At 63.9% G+C, this 24,942-nt stretch carries 10 protein-coding genes; all 10 read right to left on the reverse strand.

Annotated elements, in window-relative coordinates; genetic code table 11:
• Nucleotides 1–37 precede the first annotated feature (37 nt).
• Nucleotides 38–1,963 (reverse strand): tetratricopeptide repeat-containing sulfotransferase family protein, encoded by a 1,926-nt coding sequence (locus FBZ93_RS18910; protein WP_146987388.1) that lies wholly within the window; start codon nucleotides 1,961–1,963, stop codon nucleotides 38–40.
• Nucleotides 1,956–3,854: a tetratricopeptide repeat-containing sulfotransferase family protein gene (locus tag FBZ93_RS18915; RefSeq protein ID WP_167529098.1), complete on the reverse strand. Its 1,899-nt coding sequence runs from the start codon at nucleotides 3,852–3,854 to the stop codon at nucleotides 1,956–1,958. Before FBZ93_RS18915 ends, FBZ93_RS18910 begins: the two co-directional genes overlap by 8 nt.
• Before the next feature lie 77 nt (nucleotides 3,855–3,931).
• Nucleotides 3,932–5,386, reverse strand: a complete 1,455-nt coding sequence (locus tag FBZ93_RS18920; protein ID WP_146987390.1) for an HlyD family type I secretion periplasmic adaptor subunit — start codon at nucleotides 5,384–5,386, stop codon at nucleotides 3,932–3,934.
• The gene (locus FBZ93_RS18925) at nucleotides 5,376–7,541 is read right to left on the reverse strand and encodes a type I secretion system permease/ATPase (RefSeq protein ID WP_208764028.1); all 2,166 of its coding nucleotides are present in this window, start codon (nucleotides 7,539–7,541) and stop codon (nucleotides 5,376–5,378) included. Before FBZ93_RS18925 ends, FBZ93_RS18920 begins: the two co-directional genes overlap by 11 nt.
• A 28-nt stretch (nucleotides 7,542–7,569) precedes the next feature.
• Nucleotides 7,570–10,656, reverse strand: a complete 3,087-nt coding sequence (locus FBZ93_RS18930; protein WP_146987393.1) for an Ig-like domain-containing protein — start codon at nucleotides 10,654–10,656, stop codon at nucleotides 7,570–7,572.
• A gap of 247 nt (nucleotides 10,657–10,903) precedes the next feature.
• Entirely contained in the window at nucleotides 10,904–11,146 is a 243-nt protein-coding gene (locus tag FBZ93_RS18935; RefSeq protein WP_146987395.1) for a hypothetical protein, read from the reverse strand.
• A 52-nt stretch (nucleotides 11,147–11,198) separates the two neighbouring features.
• Nucleotides 11,199–22,520: a filamentous haemagglutinin family protein gene (locus tag FBZ93_RS18940; protein ID WP_146987396.1), complete on the reverse strand. Its 11,322-nt coding sequence runs from the start codon at nucleotides 22,518–22,520 to the stop codon at nucleotides 11,199–11,201.
• Between the two features lie 128 nt (nucleotides 22,521–22,648).
• Nucleotides 22,649–23,611: a FecR family protein gene (locus FBZ93_RS18945; protein WP_246667548.1), complete on the reverse strand. Its 963-nt coding sequence runs from the start codon at nucleotides 23,609–23,611 to the stop codon at nucleotides 22,649–22,651.
• Between the two features lie 117 nt (nucleotides 23,612–23,728).
• Nucleotides 23,729–24,244 carry an RNA polymerase sigma factor gene (locus FBZ93_RS18950; protein WP_146987399.1) on the reverse strand — a complete coding sequence of 172 codons (516 nt, stop codon included), beginning with the start codon at nucleotides 24,242–24,244 and terminating at the stop codon, nucleotides 23,729–23,731.
• Entirely contained in the window at nucleotides 24,241–24,912 is a 672-nt protein-coding gene (locus tag FBZ93_RS18955) for a secretin and TonB N-terminal domain-containing protein (protein ID WP_146987401.1), read from the reverse strand. The genes FBZ93_RS18950 and FBZ93_RS18955 overlap by 4 nt, the downstream gene beginning before the upstream one ends.
• Between the last annotated feature and the right edge of the window lie 30 nt (nucleotides 24,913–24,942).

Raw genomic sequence — 24,942 nt, forward strand, 5'->3', positions numbered from 1 at the left:
TACCGAACTGCCGCCGGATGCGGATCGGCGCCCCGCTTCACGAGGCACCCATTTTGAGGTTCGCCTGTCGCGGCAGGCTGTTGAATACCCCGAGCCAGGGTTCATAACGTTGCCAGCGCGAGACGGAGGTTCGATAGATCGGCTGCCGCGCCTGCCATACGCTTGCGGTCTTGATCACTCGTTGGTTCTGCTCCGGCCGCAGACAGGCGTCGTTCCATTGCAGGCCGCAAAAGTCGATGATCTGTCGTATGAAGGGCTCGGGAGCCGCGACCACATCTTCATAGCCGATTTCAAGCAGGAATGCCGGCGGCAGCACGTTACGCCAGTGTTCGGTCAGCCGAGCGTATTGCTCGTAATAATCAACGATCCATTGCCGATCGAACGAAAAATCCATGCCATTCGCAAAGTTGTTGAAGTAGACCGAAAGGCAGGTATCGATCGGATCGCGGCGACAATGGATGACGCGCGCCCCGGGGAATGTTGCATACAACAGTCCGATGTTGTGGAAGTTCTGCGGCAGCTTGTCGGTGATCCTGCGCGCGGTAGGAGAGATCTGCTTCAGCCTCGTCTGATAGGCTGCTTGCGTCTCCCGGATCCAGGCCGGATCGATCCTGCCTTCACGGTCCACTCCGAATTCCGGGGCATGATCAGGCCAGAAAGCCAGCTCGCCACCCGCCGCGACATCTGGATGGCTTGAGAGGACTTGCTCGACCAACGTCGTGCCGGAACGCGGCATTCCGACGATCAGCACCGGCGCGTCCCACGCACGCGCGGCGTCCTTGTTGCGGGCAAAGAATTGTGGCGTGAAACGCCGGATCAACCGATCGACAAGCTCCGCGTGCACCGCGGGATTGTAGTATTTATTCTTGACGCGCTTCTTCAGCGAATTCGCTTGGTCGAAATGTCCGATGGCGTGACCGTACTCGCCGATATCGTCATAGGCCTTGCCCAGCGCGAAATGGACGAGTGCCGCCTCGTGTCCGGTGATCGCCGGATTTCCTAGCTTTCGCTCCAACTGGCCTATCAAGGGCCGATCAGCGTCCGAGAGACGCTTCACCTCAACCAAGCCAACAGGTCCCAATATGTCGTGAGTGTTCAGCGCGTTCGCCAGGTCGAATGACGCGGAGGCTTCATCAAAGCGCCCCTGCTGCATCAGGATCGTGCCCAGCATCGCATGCGCATCGCTCTTGCGCGGCTCAAGCAAAATCGCGCGCCTGACGAATTCCTCCGAAGCCAAATCGTCACCCTCGAAGCCGAGTATCCTGGCCTCGCACAACCGCGCAAAGGCAGTGCCCGGTCTGAGCGCAGCAGCGGCGCGAAGGCACTCGATGGCCCGTTTGCGGTAGCCTTCCTCTTCGAGCAGCAGACCGAGCTTGTAGTGCGCTTCCACCAGATTTGGCCGCAAGCGCGCGGCTTCCTGATACCGTTCCATGGCGGCAGGAAGCGAACCCAGCGCCTCCAATGCAAGCGCCATGTTGTAGTGTGTCAGCCCGCACGATGAATCGATCCGCAAGGCCTCGGCGAAGCAATCGATGGCTCGCTCGAATTGGCTCTCCGCCAATAGGACAAGTCCGCGGTCATTGTGCGCCCCGGCGTTGTCCGGCTGAAGTTGCAGCGCAAGATCCAGCTCGCTGGCTGCCCCGGCAAGATCCCCGTCCTCGCGCAGCAGGTTCGCCAATTGAACGTGAGGCGAAACATGGTTTGGATGCGATGATACCGCGTGCCGCGCGATGCGGAGCGCGAGCGGCAGTCGGCCGGTTTGCCCGGCCACGGCGGTCAGGATCTGTAGACCGGCAAGGTGATCAGGCTGCTGGACCAGGATCTCGCGAGCTCGCCGCTCGGCGTCATCGCCTCGGCCATCGGTGTACGCCCCAATCGCGTCCCGCAGCAGGGCCTGAATATCGCTGGACGACGGAGCGGTCGCAGGCGCCTTCTCGATCCACATGGCGAATTCGTCATTCATGCCGGTTCAACGCTGCGAACAAGGGATCGAGGTGCTTCTCGTAGTTCCGCCACCGCCCGACTGAGCTTTGATAGAGCGGCTGCCGAACCTGCCAGTAGCTCAAGGTCGACACCGGCCGTTCGGTGAGGTGAAAGTTCATGCAAGCCGGATCCCAGTCCAAGCCAAGAAACTTGATCAAGCGCCGGCTCTGACCTTCGAGATCGTCGGTCAGGGTCTCGTAATTCATCTCGATTGTCCGATCGGGTAACAGGCCGATCCAGTGCCGGGCCAGTCGTCTGATCAGCCGCGCCCTGTGGCCACAGTCCGCCAGATCGTAGGAAAAATGCTGGGCTCCAGGTGCGAACATCTGAAAATAGCAGGACAATGCGGTATCGCGATCATCGCGGCTGCACAGGACAAATCGTGCCCGGGGAAACAGCTGCGCAAGAAGGCCAACGTGAAGAATGTTGTCCGGCATTTTATCGACGACGCGATGGGCACCTTTCGCATCACCGTACAGCTTGACGATGTGCTCCTTCGCAAGTCTCCGCGCTGTGTCATGAAACGCTTGCGTTGTGCCGGCAATGTCGGGGCGGCTCAAGACGCTGTCCATCCGAATGACATCACCGAGTTCACCGGCACCGAACACACGCGAGTGGCTGGCGCAGATCTGCTCCACCAGCGTCGTGCCGGACCTCGGCATACCGACGACGAACACCGGCAATTCCGACATGTTGCTGAAGTCCGTCGGTTCGACGCGGGATCGGTCGCGGTAGCGCTCGATCAATTGTTCGATGCGGGCGGCAAAGCTTTCCTTGTCGAACAGATCGGCCACTTTGGGCCAAATGTCGCGGACCAGGCTATTTGCGGCGGAATACCGCGCGAACGCCTCATCGTATCGTCCGGTCTTGTCCAGCAGCCGTCCAAGGCCAAACCCTGCGGTGATCCGTCCGTCTATGCTGGTGTTTGGCTGCTCCAGCGCATCGGCAAGACGCTGCTCATCTTCGACCTCGAGCGCGGAGCCCTCGCTGGAGACGTGCTTGTATGACCGCAAATCGCCCGGATTGAGAGCGCGAACCTTGTCGGAATAGCCGTCAGCCTCTTCGAACCGACCTAGCGATCGCAATGCCCAGCCGATTCCGGCCAGGGCGTCAGGCAGGCCGGGCGAGATGGTCTCTGCCCGCTGGAAGCACACCAACGCCTCGTCGGCCTGATTCAGATAGATCAGCGTAGCCCCCTTGGCGCACAGAAACTCCGGAATGTCGGGCTTCAAGGCCAGCGCCTTGTTGTGGCAGCGCAGTGCCTCCGGCAATTGCCCCATATCTCGAAACTGGGTTCCCAGAACGTAGTACGATTCCGCCCGGTTGGGAGATAGAGCAATGATTTTGGACCAGTGACGCGTCGCGTCCTGCAATCGCCCCGCGGCTCTCAGCGTGATGGCAAGTTGAATCTGCGCCGGCATGGAAGCAGGCGCGATCGCAACCGCTGCTTCACAGTAGGACACCGCTGCCTCATAGCGACCGAGATCCGACAACAATGTCGCAAGTTCTGTATATGCGACGACCATGTCCTGCTTGATGTTGATGGCGCGCTGATACGCGCCGATCGCTTCGTCGTTCTCATGGATCGTCCGCAGCGCGCTCCCGAGATTGACCCACGCCTCGGGATGTCCGGGATGAACCTTGATCGACCGCCGGATCAGGTCGATCGCGCCTCGAACGTTGCCGCGCTGCAATTCGACGGCACCCAGCATGTGCAACGCCTGGGGGTGGTCAGGCAGTCTTGCCAGGACGCTGCGATAGCCGGCCTCGGCCTCGGCCAGGGCTCCCAGTTTGTGAGCAGCGACCGCGGCCGAGAGAACATCCATGATCTCCGTCATTTGGTTGCGGAAACCCTCGTTCTCGTCGAACAACCTGGCTAGTCCCGCGCGGAATTCTTCGGCAGGACCAAGCGCCGCGCCTGTCAAGGCAGTCGCTGGTGAGGCTGCACTCATCGCTCGTGCAAGCTTTCGTGTCTGTAGCGCATGATCGGCGACAGCACATACTCAATCACGCGTCGCTGCCCGGTCCTGATCTCCGCCGTCACCCCCATGCCGGGCCCCAGCTGCATTTCTCCCTGTTCTGTACCGATCGTGGTTTCCTTCAACGCAATGCGAACCATGTAGGAGGACTCGCGCTCGGAAGGATTCCCTGCAGCCTGCGGCTTCCCTGCAAACGGATCCTTGTCGGATGTCTCCGAAGACGGGCGCGTGTAGCGCAAGGCGTCTCGGCCGACGAGCCGGACATTGCCATGGAGGAGACCGTAACGCGTGTAGTTGAAGGTCTCGACCTTGATCTCGGCTTGCTGCCCGACTTCGACGAACCCCACCTCGCGGTTCGGAAGGGTCGCTTCGACCTCCAGCTTCGAGCCACGGGGCACCACGACCATCAGCGTCTGGGCCGGTGTTACGACGCCGCCGATCGTGTGGACCGACAGCTGTTCTACCGTTCCGTCAACCGGTGACCTGAGAGTCTGCAAGCCGCTGCGTTGCCGGGCCTTGATGCCGTCCTGCGACAGTTGGGCCGCAGTCTGGTTCGCCTTGGCGAGCTCCTTGATGTCCTGGTCCCGCAACTCCTCTTCCGTTTGTTTCCGCTGCTGGACCAATGCGGCGATCTGCGCAACCGTCGCCTCGACGTGATGCTCGGTCGCAATCCGGGTGTGTTTCGCCTCAACCTGCTGCCGCTCCGACTCCAGCAGGTTGACCTTTGACGTCAGGCTTTTTTCCAGGAGCTCCCTGTACATTCGCACCTTCTCTTCGAGCAGGGGCAGCGTCGCGTCGATCTTGGCTATGGTTGCCTTCGATTCGTCCCGCTCCGCGACCTTGGCCAGGACTTGCTGATCGATCCCGTCGAGCTTGGCGTGGTGCTGTGCCAGCTCGGTCAGCAATTGCCGCTTCTGCGCATCGACCAACGCCGGCTCCGCGTCCGTTGGCGCGACGAAGGCGCCAGCGTCTCCTGCGAGTTGTGCGGACAGTCGTACCGCATCCAGCCTCGCCTGCATCAGATCGCGCGCAATCCGGTCGACGTCCGCAGCGGTCGCGGTCGGATCGAGTTCGACCAAAACATCTCCGCGCCGGACAGCATCGCCTTCGCTGATCGCGATCCGCTTCACCACGCCGATTTCGAGCGGCTGGATCAGCTTCACCTCTCCGGCCGGGATCAGCCGTCCGTTCGCCACTGCAATGATGTCCACCTTACCAAGACAGGCCCAGATCACCGCCACCGTCACGAGCAAGACGATCGTCCCAATCATCAGGTGACCGGCCGGCGACGCCGGGGTTTCGATCACCTCGAGTGCGCTGGGCAGGAACTCCCGCTCCGAGGCGCGGCGCTGCGCCGAGCGGCGCTGAAACAGCACCACTTCGCCGGCCTTGTGATCCGCAGCGGAGACGCCGTTAGACCGCATTGGAGATCCCCGACTGTAGCCGATAGAGGTGGGCGTAACGTCCCGACCGCCGGAGCAGCTCTTCGTGCGTGCCTTCTTCCACCTTTCGTCCGTGGTCGAGCGTGATCAGACTGTCGGCGCCGCGGACGGTCGAGAGCCGATGTGCGATGACGAGCACGGTCCGTCCTGCCGCGATGCGGCGCATGTTCTCCTGGATGACCCGTTCGCTTTCGTAATCCAGCGCGCTGGTTGCTTCATCAAAGATCAGGATCCGTGGATTCGCCATCAGCGCGCGGGCGATCGCGATGCGCTGGCGCTGACCGCCCGACAAGGACGCGCCGCGTTCGCCGATCGTCGTGTCGTAGCCTTGCGGCAGCTCGACGATGAAGTCGTGCGCCCCCGACAAGGTCGCGGCGCGAATGATCTGCTCGATCGGCGCGCCGGGGTCAGCCAGCGCGATATTCTCGCGCACCGAGCGGTTGAACAGAACGTTGTCCTGCAACACGATGCCGATTTGATGCCGTAGCCAGGCGGTATCGACCATGCTGAGGTCGATCCCGTCGATCAGCACGCGACCGGACTCCGGCGTATAGAGGCGCTGCACCAGCTTGGCGAGTGTGGATTTCCCCGACCCCGACGGCCCGACGATACCGATGACCTGTCCCGGCGCCACGTGTAGCGATACATCGGCGAGCACTGCGGGCCCGTTCGGCACATAGCGGAACGTAACATGTTCGAACCGGATCTCGCCCCTGATGGCCGGTAGCGAGGCCGCACCAGTCTGGGCAGGTTCGCGCTGCGTATTCAGAATATCGCCCAAGCGAGCGATCGAGAGTCTGGTCTGCTGGAAATCCTGCCAAAGCTGCGCAATGCGCAACACCGGCTGGGCGACTCGCCCGGCCAGCATGTTGAAGGCGACCAGCTCGCCCACGGTAAGGTCGCCCGCCATCACCGCCTTTGCGCCCAGATAGAGCGTGGCGACGATCGTGAACTTGTTGATGAACTGGACAACCTGACCACCGATATTTCCCAAGGTCTGCGCGCGGAAGCTGGCGCGGACGTAACCCGACAACTGATCTTCCCACCGCCGCAGCATCTGCGGCTCGACTGCCATTGCCTTGATGGTTTCTGCGCCGCTGACGGACTCGACCAGAAAGGCCTGATTGTCGGCACCGCGGGCGAATTTCTCATCGAGGCGGCGACGCAGCACCGGCGTCAAGATCACGCTGATGATCAGATATGCCGGCAGCGAGGCAATGACGATCCACGTCAGTAGCGGACTGTAGAGGTACATGACCGCGAGGAAGATGAAGGTGAAGAACAGGTCGATGGACAGCGTCAGCGCGGAACCTGTGATGAAATTGCGGATGTTCTCCAGTTCGCGCACCCGCGCGACGGAATCGCCCACGCGGCGATTGGCGAAGTAGGAAAGCGGCAAACCGAGAAGATGGTCGAACAGCCGCGCGCCCAGTTCGACATCGATGCGGTTCGTGGTGTGGCTGAAGACATAGGTACGCAGCGCACCTAGCGTCACTTCGAACACCGACACAAATGCCAGGCCGATCATCAATACATCGAGCGTGGACAGCCCGCGATGCACCAGCACCTTGTCAACCACCACCTGGAAGAACAGTGGCGAGACCAGGCCGAGCAGTTGCAGGAAGAATGACGCGATCAGCACCTCGGTAAGCGCATATCGATACCGATGCACCGCCGACAGAAACCACCTGATATCAAAACGATTGGCCAGCATCGCCGGCGAGAGCCGTCTGCTCAGCAGGATCAGCTCGCCCGTCCAGACCGTATCCAGATCCGAGCGTTCCAGCAGATTCGGCAGCGCAGTTCCCGCGGCGTGCACGGCGGCGCGACCGTCAACGACCCGGCTGACGATGCTGAACTGGTCGTTCTCGTTGACAAGAATTGCCGGCAGCGGGGTCTTCTCGAGCCGCTCCCAGTTGGTCTTCACCAGCCGCGCGCGCAATCCGAGACGCCGCGCGATACGGATCAGATCTTCCTTGCTCGCGATCGCGCCCGCCACCAGGTGGTGGCGCCCCAAGGTCACCGGGTTTGCCGGTATCCCAAGATGTCGCGCGATCTGACAGAGCGCCACGAGACCTGTATCAGTCCTGGGCGGGACTGATACAGGCTCCGATTTTCCATCGTTGACGGTTTCCACAGCGCTAAGCCGTAAGTCGCAGCGATGGCTATACGGTCTGGGTCACGGTCTGTTGCCCGAACCCGTTCAAGGCGAACGTCTTGTTGTAGATCGGCGGGAACGTGCCGAGCTGAACAGTCGTACCGGCCTTGAACGCCGTGAATGAGCCGATATGGCTGACGGAAAGCGCGAGCGCGGTGATCGAGGCATTCATCGTGGCGCCGAGCGAGGTGTTGTTCGTCAACGTTGCCGTCGGCACCAGACCAAGGCCGAACTCGATCTTCCCATCGTGGTTTGCGTCGTGAGTTGACGCGTTCGGAATCGTCAGCGGAGTGCCAAACGACAGCGGCTCGACGGTCCCATCTTCGAGGACCAGTGCAGGCACCAGGCCGGAGGAGTTCAGATCGAACTTCTGCACCACGTTCAGTCCGATACCGAGAATCAGATCGAGGACATCGATCGACAACGGACCGATGTTGATGTCGGTCACGTCGGTGCCGAAGATGATGTTGCTGGCGATCGCGACGAGGTCGCCCGACAGGTTCACGATATCGTTGCTGGTCCCTGTACCGGAAATCGTGCCGGGGCCGGCGTTGCTGCCGTTGGTGTTCACATTGGGGAATGCCAGGGTCAGCTGCGCGCCGCCAGGCAGGTTGATCGTCGTGCTCAGCTGGCTGCTCTTCAGACTGAAGCCCAACACCGGCTTGGTGAACGACCCGACGCTCACATGCGTACTCGGGCCGGTGCCGAAGACGGTGGCGTGCGCGCCGGCCGAAAGGCCAAGATCCAGCCCGAAGGTGAACGAGCCGCTTGGTCCATGCGCCGTGAAGTGCCCGCCGCCGAGTTGCACGTCGGTCGCCATGATCTGCATCGTGTCGGTGGTCTTGTTGTAGGTGGAGTCCAAACCGACGTTGAACGGCAGCGTTGCGCTGATATCACCTGCCGTGATCTTCAGGTCGGCCTGAACGCCTGCCCTGACGTGCAGGTCGGCGCCGGCGCTGGCGATCGTGGTGGAGACGCCAAGCGTACCGATCACGGCCTTCTTCGACGTGCTGTAGCTCTTGTCGAGACCGAGGAATCCGGTGTTGAAGTCCTTGCTGAAGGCTGCCCCGGTATCCCAGATGCTCTGCCCGGTGGTCTGGAACGTCAGATCGGTCGAGGATTGGGCGTTGTCGATCACGATCGACTGGCTCGTGGTGTTCGAGGCGGACACAGTCGGGTTTTCCGTCTCGGCTGCCGTCGCGGTGATCCCCAACGAGTCGACGATGGAGGTGTTCGCCGGCATCAGAATGTCGACTTCGTCCTGAAAACTGCCCTGGTTGGAAGGGTTGAGGTTGATGGTATTGCCTGACAGCAATCCGAGCTTGTCTATGATCGAAGTGGCGCCCGTCGTTCCGGTCAGGTTCAGCCCGATGCTCTGAATAAAATCCGAGCCCTGGTTCACCGTCCCAAAGTCGCCCGATTGGGAGGTAATTTCCAGACGGACTTCGTTGATCGGGTCACCCGGCTGCATCGGGAGCACCGTCACGTTCACAGTGGGCGTGTCCGCCACCGGCGTCTCCTTCACGGTAACCAGGGTTACCGCGTTGTTGCCCGCGCCGTTGGACGAATAGACCTGGAACACATCCTGATCGCCGGTCGGCGTCCCGTTGACGAAATCGTCGAGCGTCGTCGGCGTGTAGATCAGGCTCTGTCCGTCCGCTGCGATGGTGACCGTGCCGTATTTCGGTCCGAGCGGCCCTGGAGCGACCCCCGTAATGCTCATATTCGCGCCGCCGACCAGGTTAGCGATCGGAATAGTGATGGCGGTATCCTCAAGCGTGGTTTCGGTATCGGCGGTAATCGTCTGGGTGATGGTCGTGGCCGCGGTGGCCGGGGAGCCGGTGTTCTCGACCTCTGCATTGGTCCCGGTCATCGACAGGGTGTCGCTGAATGTCGATCCGGCCGGCAACGAGACGAGCAGTTCGTCCGTGAACTGCCCCTGGTTGGCAGGAGGCGTAATCAGGTTGCCAGACAACAAGCCGTCGGTGTCAGTGACCGTAATCCCGCTGGTGTTGGTGCCGGTCAGTGAAAGGCTGAAGCTCTTGATGTAATCCGACATCTGATTGATCGTCGCGAAATCATCCGACGTGACGGTGATGTCGAACCGCACCAGCGTCGCAGCGTCACCGGCATGTGGCGCGGCAATTTGATCGACAACCTTCGGTGGATCTGCAACGGGCACGGCATTCACGGTGACGAAGCTCGTGACCTCGCCGCCAAAACTGTCTGTCACGCAGACCTGGAACGCGTCCTGGTTGCCGGTCAGAATGCCGTCAACATAATAGTCAAGCGTTGTCGGCGTATAGATCAGGCTCTTTCCGTCGGACGCGATGGTCACCGTGCCGTATTGCGGCCCTTCGGGACCAGAACCGATCTCGCCAATGCTCAGAATCGCGCCACTGTTCTTGTCGGTCGCGAGCGCGCTGACCGGAATGATGATCGACTGATCCTCCAGCGTTGTCACCGTGTCGGGCGTGGCCGTCGGCGCATAAGGCGCGACCGTCTCGAGTTTCTGGCCGACACTCAGCGTTCTGACGCCGACGATGCCGGTTTCCCCGGTCGGGTGGAGGTCATCGATCGACAGATCGTGCGCAGCGTCGCTCAGGACGAAGCTGGTTGTGTGGATGTCCAGATGATTGCTGCCGATACCGGCCAGCCCGAACTCCATCCCAACGTCGAACGCCGGTACCTTGGCGCCGTTCATGTTGACGCCGTTCTTCAGGTTGATCACGCTGCCCGCCCCGGTGACGAACTGCGTGATGTCGGGATCGCCGCTGACCTGGAGGCTGGACAGCTTTCCGTTGGTGAAATCAAAGAACAGGCCCGACAGATCGGCCTTGGGCCCCTGCATCGTCACCGTGAAATCAAGATTGCCGCCATCTTCGACGACTGTGACTTCTGCTCCGGGTGAGCCCGGCACTGTGAAAGTGATGCTCCGGGGGCATACGACTTCGCTCTTGGGTGGCGAGGTCGGATCGGTGGGAAGGAAGACTCCGTCTATGCTTCCGTAGAGTGCGGCAGGGAAGGTAGGGTCTAAGGGATTTCCATCGGACCAGTACCAGAAGCCGTCCTTGCTCTTGAGGACCAACGCCATCGCAGCCTCCCTCGATCATTGATGAAAAATCAAATTGCTACAATGCACTTCTCCTCGCGGAATCTCCTGCCCGGAGAGTCCGCGGTACTGCCAATAGAGATTGACTGACGAAAACGATATTGGGTAAGCGACGAAACTATTGCACGATCGCGTTGTCGCCACAACGCTTATCGTTTCTACTTTTAACTAATACATCTTTAGATAGTACGATCGCGCAGCAAGAGAAGCGGCAATTGGATCGATGATCTCAAGTCGAAGCTGATAAATGCGCTCGGCGATTGTATCGGCTCGATTGCTCGCAGCGTTCTTCTCTTTTCATATCGGCAAGCCGCTGAACACGATGGTCGCCGATATTCGCGAACAGGCTGTACACGACGTTGCGTCGACGGTTGTCGCGGATGGCGGCAAAGCCTTCGCCGCCGCGCTCGACGTTGGAAATCAGGCACACATTGACGCCGCCGTTGCACGAACCATCAGGGAGTTCGGTCAACTGGACATCGTGGCGCCCGCGGCTTTGCGCGCCATGATGTGCTCCGGTGCGACTAACGCGACGTCACGCGCTGCCTTTCCTCATCCGTCAGCTGCCGCGCCTGCTCCGCCGTCAGGTTGCCGTTGCCGACCACGCGAAACATGCTGTTCGGATCATAGCTCTGTCGCTCGTTGCCGTCGCGGCGCCGCTCGTTGCCGCCAGGATCCGACACTCCGTCGCCGCCGCCATAGCCGAGCACCTCGACGATGATGACCGAGGGCTGTCCAGTATTGGCGGCCGGTGCCGCCGCCGTTGGTTGCTGGGCCGCGCCCGCAGTGTTGTTCGCCGCGGTCAACGCGCCCACCGGCGGCCCCTGCACCACCGGCACACCGACCGACGTACCCTGCACCTGGATGTTGGCGACGTTGAGCACCTGGAGCGCTTCGAGAGTGAGATTGCCCGACACGCGAATTCCGGCCTCACCGGCATCGATCGTACCGTGCGGCGCGAACAGATCGACGTTGCCGGGCGGAACACCGGGAACACCAATCAGGGTTGCGATGCCGGCACCGGTCTGCGGCGTGTTCGGGGTCTTGGCCGCACGGCCATACTGATCGTATACGACCAGCGGCGGCGACGTCACGATCGAGGTCTGCTTGCCCTTGCCGGCGTTGAGGTCGCCATTGGTCGAGAACATCAGGATATCGCCGCCGAGCTCGGTGAAGACGCGCGACTGCGCCACCACCACGCTGCGATCGGTGAAGATGTTGACATCGCCGCCTTCGAGCGTCAGCAGGCCGGGGCGCGCGGTATCGGTTTGCCCGGTCAGGTCGGGCGTCTGGTTTTCGATGCCAAGCGACACGCCGCCGCCGGGTGCAAGGATGTTGATGCTGCCGCCCTGCTCGGTGCGGATACGTGCGAGCTGGAACAGCGACAGGTTGCCGGCATAGGCCGTGGTGGTGCCTCCGATTACGCTGCCCGGAAACAGGGTCTGAATCGCCCGGTAGGCGCGATCGTAACCCTTGCCGCCGGCACCTTTTCCGTTTGCCGCCGTCTCGCCGCCCGCCTTGAGCTCGGCGAAATACACCTGCTCGATGAACGGCAATTGTGCGGCCGGGGCGAGCTTGCGGAAATCGGCCAGCGCTTGGTCGCGACTGAGCGTGCCGCCCTCGATCCCGCCCATGTAGCTGGAGAGCTGCGCGAGATAGCCTTGCGTCGTCGCATCCGTGTTGCGCGGATCGAAATAGAGGTTGATGAAGGCCGCGTTGTCGGGGCCGTTGGCGCCGATGCCAACCGCAACACCGATCGAGGCACCTGTCGCCGGCAGCAGCGGGTTGTCCGCGTTGCCGACCGACGTGATGCCAAGGCCCTGCGTTCTAAACTGGCCCAACTGCGCGACAATGTCGCGACCTGCAAGGACGGACAGCGAGCCGGGTCCCTCCACGCGAATGTTGAAGAAGTCCGGATAGGCCAGGCTGCAGGGCTGGCAGCTCGCAATGTCGCGCCCGGCCTGCACCAGCGAGGCGTCGCCGGGCCCGGCATTCTCGATGTTGATGATCGGCTGGATGATATCGAGGCCGGCGCGCACCTGCGCGCGCTCCGACGTCGCCAGCGCGAGCTTTGTCAGGCTGCCCTGAACCGCATAGACATGGACGGTATGCGGATCGTTGAACTGCACCAGGTTCGATGGCACCGACAAAGGGCCGCCAAACGTGTCGGAGGGAGACGGATTGAGGAATGTGCTCGCGTAATCACTGCCGGCCGGCGCGGAGGCGCTGTTGACCTGGGCGGTCAGATCGGCCGCCGTCATGCTGACGCCGAAACCGACGATGTCCTGTTGGGCCAGCAAATCGACGCGGGCCGTCGGCGCCGCCAATGCAGCCAGGTAATTGAAGCCGAAGCTGCTTTGCTGAATCTTGCCGGCCCGGATGGAGCCGCCGGCCGCCGTCAATTCGAAGATTGGTGGCGCGAAATCACCATGCACAGTGATGTCGCCGCCCGACGTGAACTCGCTCAGGGCGCTGTTGGCCGTCATGCTGGTGAAGAAGCCGTAGGGCGCCTGCGCGGCATAGTAGAATGAGGGAGGCCCATTTCCTTCGAGACCGGCCGGGATGGGATAGCCGCCGCTGCTCGATGGATCGCGCTGCTGCGTCATCCGCGTGGGATCGCCGACGATCGCATTGATTCCCCGGCGAGACACCACATTGAACTGGGCGTCCCCGATCAACAGATCCACGCGCGCAATCGCCAGAGAACTGGCGCTCAGCGGCGCCATCCCGATCTCGCCGGCCTGGATGTCGGCTGTCCCCTGCCCGACCAGCAGATTGGCGTAGTTGATGCCGCGCCCGACCGTCAGCGAGAGACTGCCGCCGCCGTACACCGACAACGCACCGCCGGCGGTCAATCCGCCAGTCGTCGGCACGCTGATGTCGACATTCCTGAGCTCGCCGTCGACAGCGACGCGGACGTTACCTCCTCCCAACGCACCAAGTCCCCTGAATGCGGCCACCGACGGGAATGAATCAGATCCGTAGTCGAGATAAGGTTGATAGTAAGTGCCGAAATTGAGGAACCAGGTCGGGCTGGCGGCGAGCGGTTCAGTCCACAGCCAATAGGTATCGAGCGCAGTGGCCGCGTAGTCGTTCACCTGACCGCCGTGGGCGTCGGCGCCGATCAGGCTGCCATGCACCTTGACCGTGAGATTGCCGCCGCCAATCTGATAACTCGGATGGAACGCTTGTACCGGATAGGATACATCGTACGGCACTTGATTGAAGTTTGCGTCATAGCCATACCCGAGATAGGTATCGTACACGTACGTGAAGGCTGACAGAATCGGGGAGCGCGAGGGTACCGCGAAATTCGGCGTGGCCTGCTCACCCGCGGTATAGATGCCGAACGCGGTTTGGATGTCGATGTTGCCGGCCGCAGCGAGTTCGAGGTTGCGGGTGCCGGTGCGCACCACGCTCGGGATTTGCACGATGATGCCGCTGTCATTGATATTGGCGTCAATCAGATAAGGTGCCGCGAACACGATCGAGCCCGGCTCGGGATTGGCCGCCGTTGCGGCGGGACGCAGCACGGTCGGCACGATCGCCAGCGGATCGGCGCCGGTGAGATCCGCGCCTGCAACCAGGCGCAGCGTTGCTGATCCGGAGCCCGCCGGCAGCGGTGCCGCGATGGCGAAGATCTTGCCGTCCGGCGAGTCCACCGGCGCGGCAAAGCCGTCGCTGAGGCTGCCATTGATCAGCAGGTTTCCGGCCGCGCGCAACGTCAACACCATCGCTTCACCATTGTAGCGGTAGGTGTGCAGATCGATGCCGGAATTGGCGTTGGACGGACTTTGCAACAGCTGGAGATCGCCACTGCTGCGCAGCTCGATGCCCGGCATCAGGTGGAAGGCGGTGACGGCCGTGCTGGTCAGCGTCCCGATCCCGGCCTTGATGCTCGCGGCAGCGATATAGGCCTGCGCATCGGCATTGGCCTTCGCCAGACTGGCGTCGACATAGGGCGTGCCGGTGACGTCATAGACCTTGACCGCCTCGACATCGATCTCGTGTGCGCCGACGACCTGGACTCCGTTGTTGCTGATGCGCACGCCGGTGGTGCCGTCGCCGTTCGCCGTTCGTGGCACGCGCAGCCAGACCTGTCCGCCATTAAGCGCGATGTTCGGGTCGGCACCCGCGACATTGATCACCGGCGTGCTGCTGCCGTCCGTATCGAACGTCATCGTGCCGTTGCCGGCAAGGCCGAGGAACACCGTGCCGCCCTTCGCTGCGGTGGTGCCGGCATTGAGCACTGCATGCGCACCGAGCCTCAGGTTGTCGCCGGCGATGAGGCGGATGGTGGCATCGCTGCCGCCGCTCGCATCGATCAGGCCGGCGACGGTGATGCTGCCGCTGCTCGCGCTCAGCTCGACGTCATGGGCGGTGACGTTGCCGACATTGATGTCGCCGGTCGCCAGCGTCAGCGCCTGCTCGCCCGAGAAACCCGCGATGCTGCCGAGCAGCGCGCTCGCGTTGCCCGAATTGACCGTGATGATCGCCTTGCCGCCGGCGTAGCGTGGATCGGCGCTGGCCAGCAACTGCCCGTCGAGACGGGCAGTGCCGTTCGGCGCGACGATGGTGAGCGTCCCGGCGTTGCCGCCCTGGTCGGAATCCACGACGTCGAGCATGGGCAACGTCACCGAGCCGAGCCGGCCGCCGCGCAGATCGACCATCGCGCCGGACGCAATTGCGATATCGCCGTTCACGGTCTGCAGCGTCACGCTGCCGGCCGGCGCGATCCGCACCACGTCGAAGAACGGCATCACCGCCCCGGCGACGTTGGTGACCGACCCGGCCTGCAGCATGATGCCGTTCTGCGCGGTGAAGGTGATCGCGCCGGACGGCAGGTTGATGGTGGTGCCCTGGACGATGCTCTGCGCCGAGACCGAGAGCGTCGCGCCGTTGGAGGTGGCGACCGGCTGGCCGGCACCGCCCGGCAGCGCGGCAAAAGTGACCGTGCCGGCATTGGCGACGAGCTGCGTCAGCGCGCCGGCCTGCGCCGTCACCAGCGGCGTCGCGATCGTCAGACCTCCGCTGACGCTGAAGGTGCCCGGCATCACCTCGCCGGGGGCGTAGGACACCGAGCCGATCTTTTGCATCGTGCCCGCAGCGATCGGCCCCGCAAAGGCGACGCCGTCGATCACCTGTTGGGACGCCGCCAGCGTTACGGTGTTGAAGCCGCCGAACGCAAGGCTGCCGCCGCCACCCAGCGTCAGTTGCGTCGCATCGATCTCGAACGCGCCGCGCCCGGTTCCCGTCGCCGCGGCGCCCGTTGCGCCGCCGTTCAACGTGATCGTGTTGGCGCGGAGCCTGACGCTGTCGGCGGCGGCACCAAAACCGTTGATCACCGGCGCGCTCAACGTCAGCGCCGCGAGCAAAGGCTGACCGGTCACAGGATCCAGATCACCGAGATCGACCGAGCCATAGACGTTGACCGCGGAGGACGCCGACAGCATCAGGTTGCCGGTTGCCGGCAGATGACGCAGCGGATCGCCTTCGGACAATTGCGCGAGCAGGCTGGAGCTCAGGTTGAAGCCCGAAGCGCCTCCGGTGCCGAAATTGATCACCGGCACGCTGACCATGACGGTCGGCGCCGCGAGGCGGGCGGAAGAATCCATGGTGATGGTGTTCGAGGCGCTCAACGCCAGCACGCTTCCGCCGAAGATTTGCGCGCCCGCGCCGATGCTCAGCTTGCTCGCGCCGCCGCTCCCCGTCGGCAACGTGATCGGCAGCACCGGTGCGTTGGACGCCAGCACGAACGCCCCCGCTCCGCCTCCGCTGACACGTGCCAGCGCAATCGATCCCAGGGTCTTGCCGGTCTTCGGATCGTTCGGGAACAGGGTCGGGATCGCGCCGAACGACGTCGTATCGATCTGCGCGCCGGCGCCGATCGTGATCGCGCTGCTCGCCGTCAGCATGATTTCGGGCGCGATCAGCACCGCTCCGCTGTCGATCTGGAGCTTCTGCGCCGCCGGCGTGATGGTCAGCACGTTGCCATACAGGCTGCGCGTGCCGCCGATCAGAATGCTCTGCGCGCCGATGCCGTCGAGCGCACTGGCCTGCAGCCCGGTCATGCCCGGCGCTGCGGTGCCGCCCGGCGCAAGGATCTCGAGATTGGAGGCGACGATATCGGCCTGCCCACCCCGGCCGCCCGCCGGGGCCGTGAAGTCACCGAACCCGCCTGTGGCCGGCAACGACAGACTGTTGGTCGCACTGATGACGAGTTGCCCTGCATCGATCGGCAGATAGGGCGCCGCGATGCCGCTCGCGGCCGCCTTGGACGCATAGAACTGCGTCGCCGTGGTTTCGGCATATTGCGACTGCCGGCGGACGACTGATCCGGGCGTGACGATGTAGACCGAGGGAAGCGGATCGTGGAAGCCGGTGTTGGCGACCTCGCCGTAGCCAAGTACGCGGTAAGAGCCGTCACGCTGCGCGAAATTCGACAGCCCGGTGGCGGAGGTCTGGTTCACCGCGACGGTGACCTTGAACGCGCCGGGCAACAATGCGTAGTGCCCCGGCAGCAAGGTGTAGGTGCCGGCCGGCAGCCCGGGGCTTCCACTCAGATAGACCTGCTGGCCAACCTGCAGGGCAACCGGTGCCGACGCGCTCCGCGTCGGATCGCTGAGCTGCATCTGCGGGTCGCGCGGCGCATAGCGGTTACCGAGGCTCGGCAGGATCGCGAATGTCTGGGTGCCGCTCAGCGTATCGACCGAGCCGCCGGCACCGCTGACGAACTGCGCGCCGTAGGTGTCGCCGCCGCCGGATTCGTCGATGCGCGCGGAGGCCGTCGTACCGGATGCTCCCTGGACCGTCAGCGCCCGGCCATAGAACGAGATCGTCTTGGCCGGTGGCGCGCTCATCGTGTTCGCCGTGCCGCTGTTGTCGTAGCCGTAGATCCAGTCGGTATTGCCGAGCGGCGCGCCATAGGGGATCAACGTGCCCCCCGCCGACACCGACGTGATGCTGCCCGCCAGCAGGTTGATCGCTTTCGTGCCGGAAGGATTATTCGGGTCTCCGAAGGTGATCTGCCCGAGCGGCGCCAGCAGGACGCCATCCTGATTGATGGTCGGCGCGATGATCTGCACGGATCCGCCCGCCGACAGGGGTATGTAGGGCGTTTTGCCGTTGCTGATAAAGCTGACCACGCTGTTCGGCCCGGTCGCCTGAATCACGAACTGACCAGCGGGTATGCTCGCGTATCCATTGATGATCGGCCCTGTGCTGATCGGATAGATCTCCGTCCCGGTGAACGTCAGGTCGCCAGCAGTCGCCAGCGGGGTAGGCCTGTTACTGGCGTAACCGGGTGAATTTCTGGAGGCCGGCACCAGGCGGATGTCACCCAGGCTGTTGAACGATATGTTGGCGAAACCAGGCAGCGATACCGCCTGCTGAACCGGGGTGGAGAAATCGGTGAAGCTGGTGACATAGCTGTATCTCGCACCGCTGCGCAGCGTACCTTCGATGTCGATCAGGTTGGCATCGACCTCGAGATGCGCCGTACCAGCCATGGGCGCTGCGCCGTAGCTGCCGAGGGCGACGTAGCTGGCGCTGGTATATTCGTTGACGTTGCGCTGGCCGCCGCCGATGTCGACATAGGGCGCGCTGAGCCGGACGCTGGCGCCCGGCTTCGCGCTGATGTTGGTGGCGTTGATGGTCAGGCTGCGCGGCAAGACGAGATTGACGCTGCCGTCGAACACCAGCGCATCGACGGCGCCGAGCGACGCCGACGCGAAACCGCCGCTGGAGATCTGGTCGGCGCCGATGAACAGCTTCCCGAGCAGGTTGCCCGGGATCGCTTGCCCCGGCGACAGACCCGCCGACATCAGCGGCGCCGCCTGGCTCACGATGGTCTGGAAGATCGGCTGGACGAATTGCGAGGCCCCGGAGCTGTCGGCGACATAGGCCCCGGCCATCTGATCGATCGTCAGGCTGCCGCCCGCAACCCCGGCCCCACCCGCCTGCGCCTTCATGGTGGCGTCGAACAACAGACCGAGCGATGCCCGGATCGCGACGCTGCCGCCCGGCGTCGCAACAGGCGACTGGGTTGCTCCGGATCGACCCGCGACCTGGAGGATCGTTCCCGACGCCCCCGACACGTCAATGATCGCCCCGGCCTGTGCCACGACGACGCCGAGCGGTTGCTCGCCATAAGGCTGGGCGGCCGCATAGGGGTAGTAGAGCGACGGCTGCGCGTCCTGATTGATGTTGACCTGTCCGCCACCGAGCACGGTGTTCACCGGACGCCGCAACGGGTCGAGCGTCGAGGTCACGAGCCCGGACGCCAGCAACCGCGCGTCTGCTCCGATCCAGAGCGTCTGCGTCGCGGCATAGAACGGCCCGTTGTAGGGCGGCGTACCAGCCGCTGATCCAATCGGGACCCAGGGTCCGGGCACGCCGGTCAGATCGAGGTTGATGGTCCCGGCGGGCGCGTTGATCGTGCCGTCGACCGTGAGTTGACGGCGCGCGTGCAGGGATATCGCCGCCTGAGGATCGGCGTTGATCACGGCACCCCGCTGAACATTGAGATTACCGTTGAAGGCGTCGATCGCGCTCAGGACCAGGTTCACCGGCGACGACGGCTGATACGAGGACAGCGTCCGCACCGTTGCGACGCTCGCGACATCGCTGCCGGTGGGCGCCGACACGGCTTGCGGATTCGGAATCAGATTGACCCCATGCAGCTCAAGATCGGTGCCGGCAGCGACCGTCAGGTTCTGGTAGCTGTAGAGCGCGTACTGGCTGAAGCCGCCGCTGGCAAAGAAGCCCGGCGACAGCCGCAGCACGCTAGCCGGATCGACCGGCATGAGGTTGCTGGTCCCGTCGGCATTGATCGAGCTGACCGTGTTGAGCGGGAGGATGGCGTCTCCGCCGATCTGGATCGTGGGCGTTGCGATGCTGAGCGCGCCGCCACCGGTGAAGCCGTAGGACCGCAGAGCGCCGCCGAGATAGACTCGGCCCGGATAGGTCTGCGCGACCTTCGAGTTGCGCAGCGTCGCGCCGAAACCGTCGGCGATCAGCGTGATGTTGCCACCGGTGCCGACCGGCAGGCCGTTGCTGGTCTTGATCTTGCCTGTACTCTGCATCCAGCCGCCGCTCGACGCATCAATCACCGCGCCGGCATCGATCCGAACATTGCCATAGGCAGCCAGGCTGACGTTGCCGCCGTTATAGAGCGTCGGTGTGGCGGCGCTGCCGCCGACGAAATCGTTGACCCACAGACCGCGCGTATCGATCAAGCTGCCGGAATGCAGCTCGACGTCGCCGGTGATAACAGTCGTTCCCCCGTGCGCGGCGTTGACGGTGACCGAACCGGCACGCGCCATCAGCTGGCCGTCGATCGAAATTCCGCCGCCGATCAAGCCGATGCTCGAATTCAGGGCGATCGAGCCGCCGGAAGCAACCTGAAGCCTGGCGCCGTTCACGACGCTGATGGCGGGAGATATGGCTTTGCTGACCGGATCGGTCACGCCGCCCCCGGCATTGATGGTGATGCTGCCGTAGTTCGCCTGATCGAGCAGATCGGCCGACAAATAGACGATCTGCTGCCAGGACGGCGGCAGCGGCGACGTCGCACTCGAAAGCGCCGGCGGCGCGATTGACGGCGTGACGACCACGCTGGCGGGGATGATGCTCGCATCGGATGCCCCGAGGGTGAACGCGGCGCCGGCGGGAAGCGTGTTGGCGGTCCGCTGATAGGGCCCGTTGACCGTCGCCGTGACAACCGAGGCGTCGACCTCGGCAGCGTTCGCAATCACGCTCAGGGCGCCGGCGGCGCGTCCTTCGAGATAGGCCGGCTGGTACCGCTGATCAGAGAAAAATGGATTGGCATAAAATTCGGTGACGCCCCAGTGGGCATGATTGACCGTGAAGCCGACCCCGATCGAGACGTAGGTCAGATCGGCAGGGGCCTGATTGGCGCTGTAGATCCTGCCATCCGAGCCGACCAGCCAGGTAACCGGCACATAGCCGGCCTGATGCGCGAGCGAGCCGCCGGAAATATCGATCGACGCACCAGGTCGCAGGATGGCATCGCCCGTGGAATAGGCGATCACCGTGCCTCCGGTAGTCAGGCGCTGGTCGATCGGCCGGTCGACCTGACCGAGCCATCCCGACACCTCCAGCAGGCCGCCCGCAGTGTAGACCCGATCCGAAGCCACCGGGTTGAGTTCGTGGACGTTCACCCACACGTTCTTGCTGGAAAGGATGCCGCCGCGTTGCAATGGCGAGTCGCGCAGCTCGTTAGCACGCACGTTGACCTGCACGACATCGCCCGACGCCGCGACCGGCACGCCCTGCAATCCTGAAACGTCGATCAGGGACCCTGCGTCGACAAGAACACGCGCACCATCGCGGTTGGAGTTCGTGTTGATCTTGGCGGTGGGATTATCTTGCAGATACAGCTGATCTCCGTAGCTCGATGCCTGCAGCGCCACGCGCCCGGACGGCGCGATGATCGCAGCCCCCGACTGCACATTGACGAAGCCGCCTTCGACCGTAATCTTCGACTGCGCCTGGGGCTGCGTGTCCTTCGCGGTGAGACCATCCTCCTCGGGGAGCACCGCGGTGACGCTGCCGCGCGCGAGCTGCGCCGCACCGGTCTGCGTCGACACCGCATAGTGCGTGGAGCTGTCGTAGCCGAACTCCCCCTGCAATCCCTGCTGCGCGGACGACAGGATCGAACCGGCCTGATTGACCGAGGTGGTCGCTACCAGCACGCCGGATTGCTGCAAATTCATACCGACCAGCGTGATGTTTCCGGTCGGCGCCGCGATCAGGCCGGTGTTGCTGACCGTGCCGCCATTGAGCACATTCAGCACCAGACCCTGCTGGCTCGTGCTGCCGCTGGTCGTGACATAAACCGACGTGCCGGCGGCGAGCGCGGCCTGTCCGCCCGGCGTCACGATGCTGCCGCCGTTCTGCACGTTGGCGCCGAGCAGAAATACGTTGCCGCCTCCCGTGGTGACGGATGCGGGCGGCGCCGTGACGATCACGGCACCAGCCTCGACGATGACATTGCCGGTTGGGCCGCTGCCGTTGCCGAAGATCGGCGCCTGCAAATTACCGGCACTGTCAAACGGCGAGCGATTGAGCAGACCGGCCTTGAACTGTTGATCGGTGATATTGAGCGTCGAGGCCACCAGCGAGCCGACATTGACCTGGCTTGCACCGCCGAAAATGATGCCGTTCTGGTTGATCAGCAGCACCTGGCCGTCGGCCCTGATGTTGCCGAGGATCTGGCTCGGCCCGACATTGCCGATCACGCGATTGAGCGCGACCCAGTTGCTGTTGCCCTGCTGATTGAAGACGACGTCGGTCTGGGCGCCGACATTGAAGCTCTGCCAGTTGAGGATTGCCTGCGGCGCGGTCTGGGTGATCCCGACACTGGTGCGTCCGTTCACATTCGCCTGGGTCGGAAGGTTGGCACCAGACCAGAGACCAGATCCGGGCGCAACCTGCAGCCCACCCGGCGCAAGACCGTTGGGCACCGCGAGCTGCGGCAGCGTGCGCGACGTGCCAGCCGCCTGTGCGGCATTCCGCGCGGCCGCCTGCGCCGCTTGCATGGCCTGGATCGCCTGGGCTGCCCGTGTCAGTGCTCCCGAGCTTTTCGCAGCCGCGTCTGCCGCCTGCTGGGCCCCAGTGCTCGCCGCGTCGGCCGCGTATTGCGGCGCCGCGACCGTCCATGCGCTACCAAACGGCCTCGCATTCGCAGGATGCGCTGCGAGCAACAATGTCACCAGGCCCGTGCCGGCCATCAACCCGCCGCGGGACATCCGGCGCGACAGCGCGCTGACGGCCACTTCACCGCGTGTACGGGGATGATGGGTGGTTTGAGCTCGAACCGGCATGACACGTCCTTCCAGCGAACATCGCAGAGGTCACACCAGCGTGACGGGACGCCCCGCTTAAAACTGCATGGATTTTTTGTGAAAGTTTCGTGTCACCGCAGAGCGGTCGGAAGATGGTCGGATCGCGCTCAGCTCAGCAGCACGATTCCGCCAGGCAGCAACCTGACACGCGCATCGAACGCCTGCTGGAGCTGGGTCAGGATCTCGTCCATGCGATCGATCCGAAAGCGACCGCTGACGGGCAGCCGCGCGATCTCGGCGTTGACAATGAAGATGCGGCCAGGCCGGTAGCGGTTGATCTCCTCGACCACATCGGCCAGCGGCGTGAAGCGGAACAGCAGGAAGCCGCGTTGCCAGGCGGAGGCAACCTCGATGTCGGCAGCGGCGAGGCTCTCGCCTCGCGCATCGTAGCGCAGTTGCTGCCCTTCCTTCATGGCGGTCACCTCGGCGCCGCGCTCGACCTTCAGCGCACCCTTGAGGCAAGTCACGCAGACCGGCCGCTCGCCGCCGGCCGGCACGTAGCGCACATCGAACTGCGCATTGTCGGCAAGAATCCAGCGGTCGGCCGCGCGGACGCCAAAGCTGCGGCCGGTTGTGCCAAACGCCGCCTCACCGGAGAGCAGCTCGATCCGCGCAACGCCGGGATCGGCGGGCCGCAGCGCGATGCTGGTCTGTACGTTCATTCGGATTGAAACATCGCCCGGCAGCGCCACGCTGCGCTGCTCGCCGGTGGCGGTCCGGTAGTCGGCCGCGAACTCCGACCAGGACGGCCACAGGCCGAGCGGCGGACGCGCCAGCGCATAGACGCCCGCCGCCGAGGCCGCGGCCGCGAGTCCGCCGCCGAGCAACACACGCCGATTGAGCGGCCGCGACGCGCTCCTCGACTGTCTGGCCATCGCAGCCGCACGCACGTTGCGGCCGGCCGGTGCAAGGTCTCGCCACAGGCGGCTCGCGGCGGCAAACGCGGCAGCATGCTCTGCGCTCTGGGCACACCAGCTCCGCAGCGCTTCGGCATCGGCCGCGGTGGCCTGTCCGGAGGTGAGCTGTCGCACCCAGCCCACCGCCTCCCGCCTGAGCGGATCAAATTTCATATCGTCGTTATCCGTTGCGCTCATGGCTGGCGCCCGCCGCGTGCCTGGCCAAGCCGGGACATGGCTCTTCTCACCACCCCTCTCCCAATGACGTTTCCTGCCGGGCGAAACCGCATGTTATCCGCCGCTCCGACCACGCCGCGCCAGACAATATTCCTGTGCCCGCTGCAGCTCCAGATCCACCAGGCGCAAGGAAATGCCGAAGCGGCGGGCTATCTCCTGCCGCGGCATCCGATCGAGCCGTGCCGCGAGCAGAATTTCACGGCGGCGCTCCGGCAGCTCGTGCAGAATGGCTTCGAGCGTGCGCAGGTCGGAACGCGCGCGCGCCACCTGCTCGGGATCGGGCGCACCATCGGCGATCTCCAGCAGCCCGTCGACCTCGGCGGCGCTCAGGGTGCGGCTATCCGCATTGCGCTGGCGATCACGCGCCGCGTTCATGGCGACGCCAAAGACGTAGTTGCCGGGATTGCCGACCGTACCGACTGAATCCACCTGGGCGATGCGGAGCCAGGCGTCGTGCAGCGCGTCACCCGCGAGCTCGGACGATCCCAGCCGCCGTGTCAGGCGGCGCTTGAGCTCATCATAGCGTTCGACCAGCAGACGTCTTATCAAGGCAAGGGATGCTTCGGTCATGGGCGTGCCGGAGAGCCGTCACAAGCCATCGTGACGCCGGATCCCTGTGGCACGACCACCAGGGTCACGGGCTGGGCAATGCCCACAGGCGGCGCCATTTGGACCTGCATCCGGCGCAGAGCGCGATCGATGCCTGCATCGACCGTGGCGCTGCCCGCCGAGCCCAACCGCTCGAACCGCTCCACGTTACCGGCCGGATCAATCCAGAACTGCAACGCGATCCGATAACTGCCCGGCCGCGCATCGGCCTCCCCGCACAGCGCGGCCCGAAGGCCGGTCTGCAGCCGCGCATAATAGTGGCTCACCGGAGCCGGCAGCGCCGCCGGCGTCGTGGCCGGTGTCGGATAGAGGACGAAAGATGTCTCCCCGAGCACGCGCGCCGACAGACCGGTGCCTGCGAGCAGCCGCGCGAGCGCCATGCCCGCAGTCATGGGTCCCCGGACGGCGCTGGAATGCCGTCCGGCCGTCAGGTTGCTGTTGTAGAGGACGCTCCGACCAGCCACGTCACCATACTGCTCCAGCGCGGCTGCCAGCGGCTGAGCCGCGATATCGAAGTCGATTTGTCTCCCCTCCGCCGATGCCTTCGGCGCCGCCAAGACAATGGCACCGAACATCAGCGCACGGCACAGCCGGGCGCTCCGGGCCTGCGCTCGCGCATCCGGGGTCAACTCGACTCCTCGCGTTACAAGATTGTCATG

The sequence above is a fragment of the Bradyrhizobium macuxiense genome, from assembly GCF_007993935.1.
In the GTDB taxonomy this organism is placed as follows: Bacteria; Pseudomonadota; Alphaproteobacteria; order Rhizobiales; family Xanthobacteraceae; genus Bradyrhizobium; species Bradyrhizobium macuxiense_A.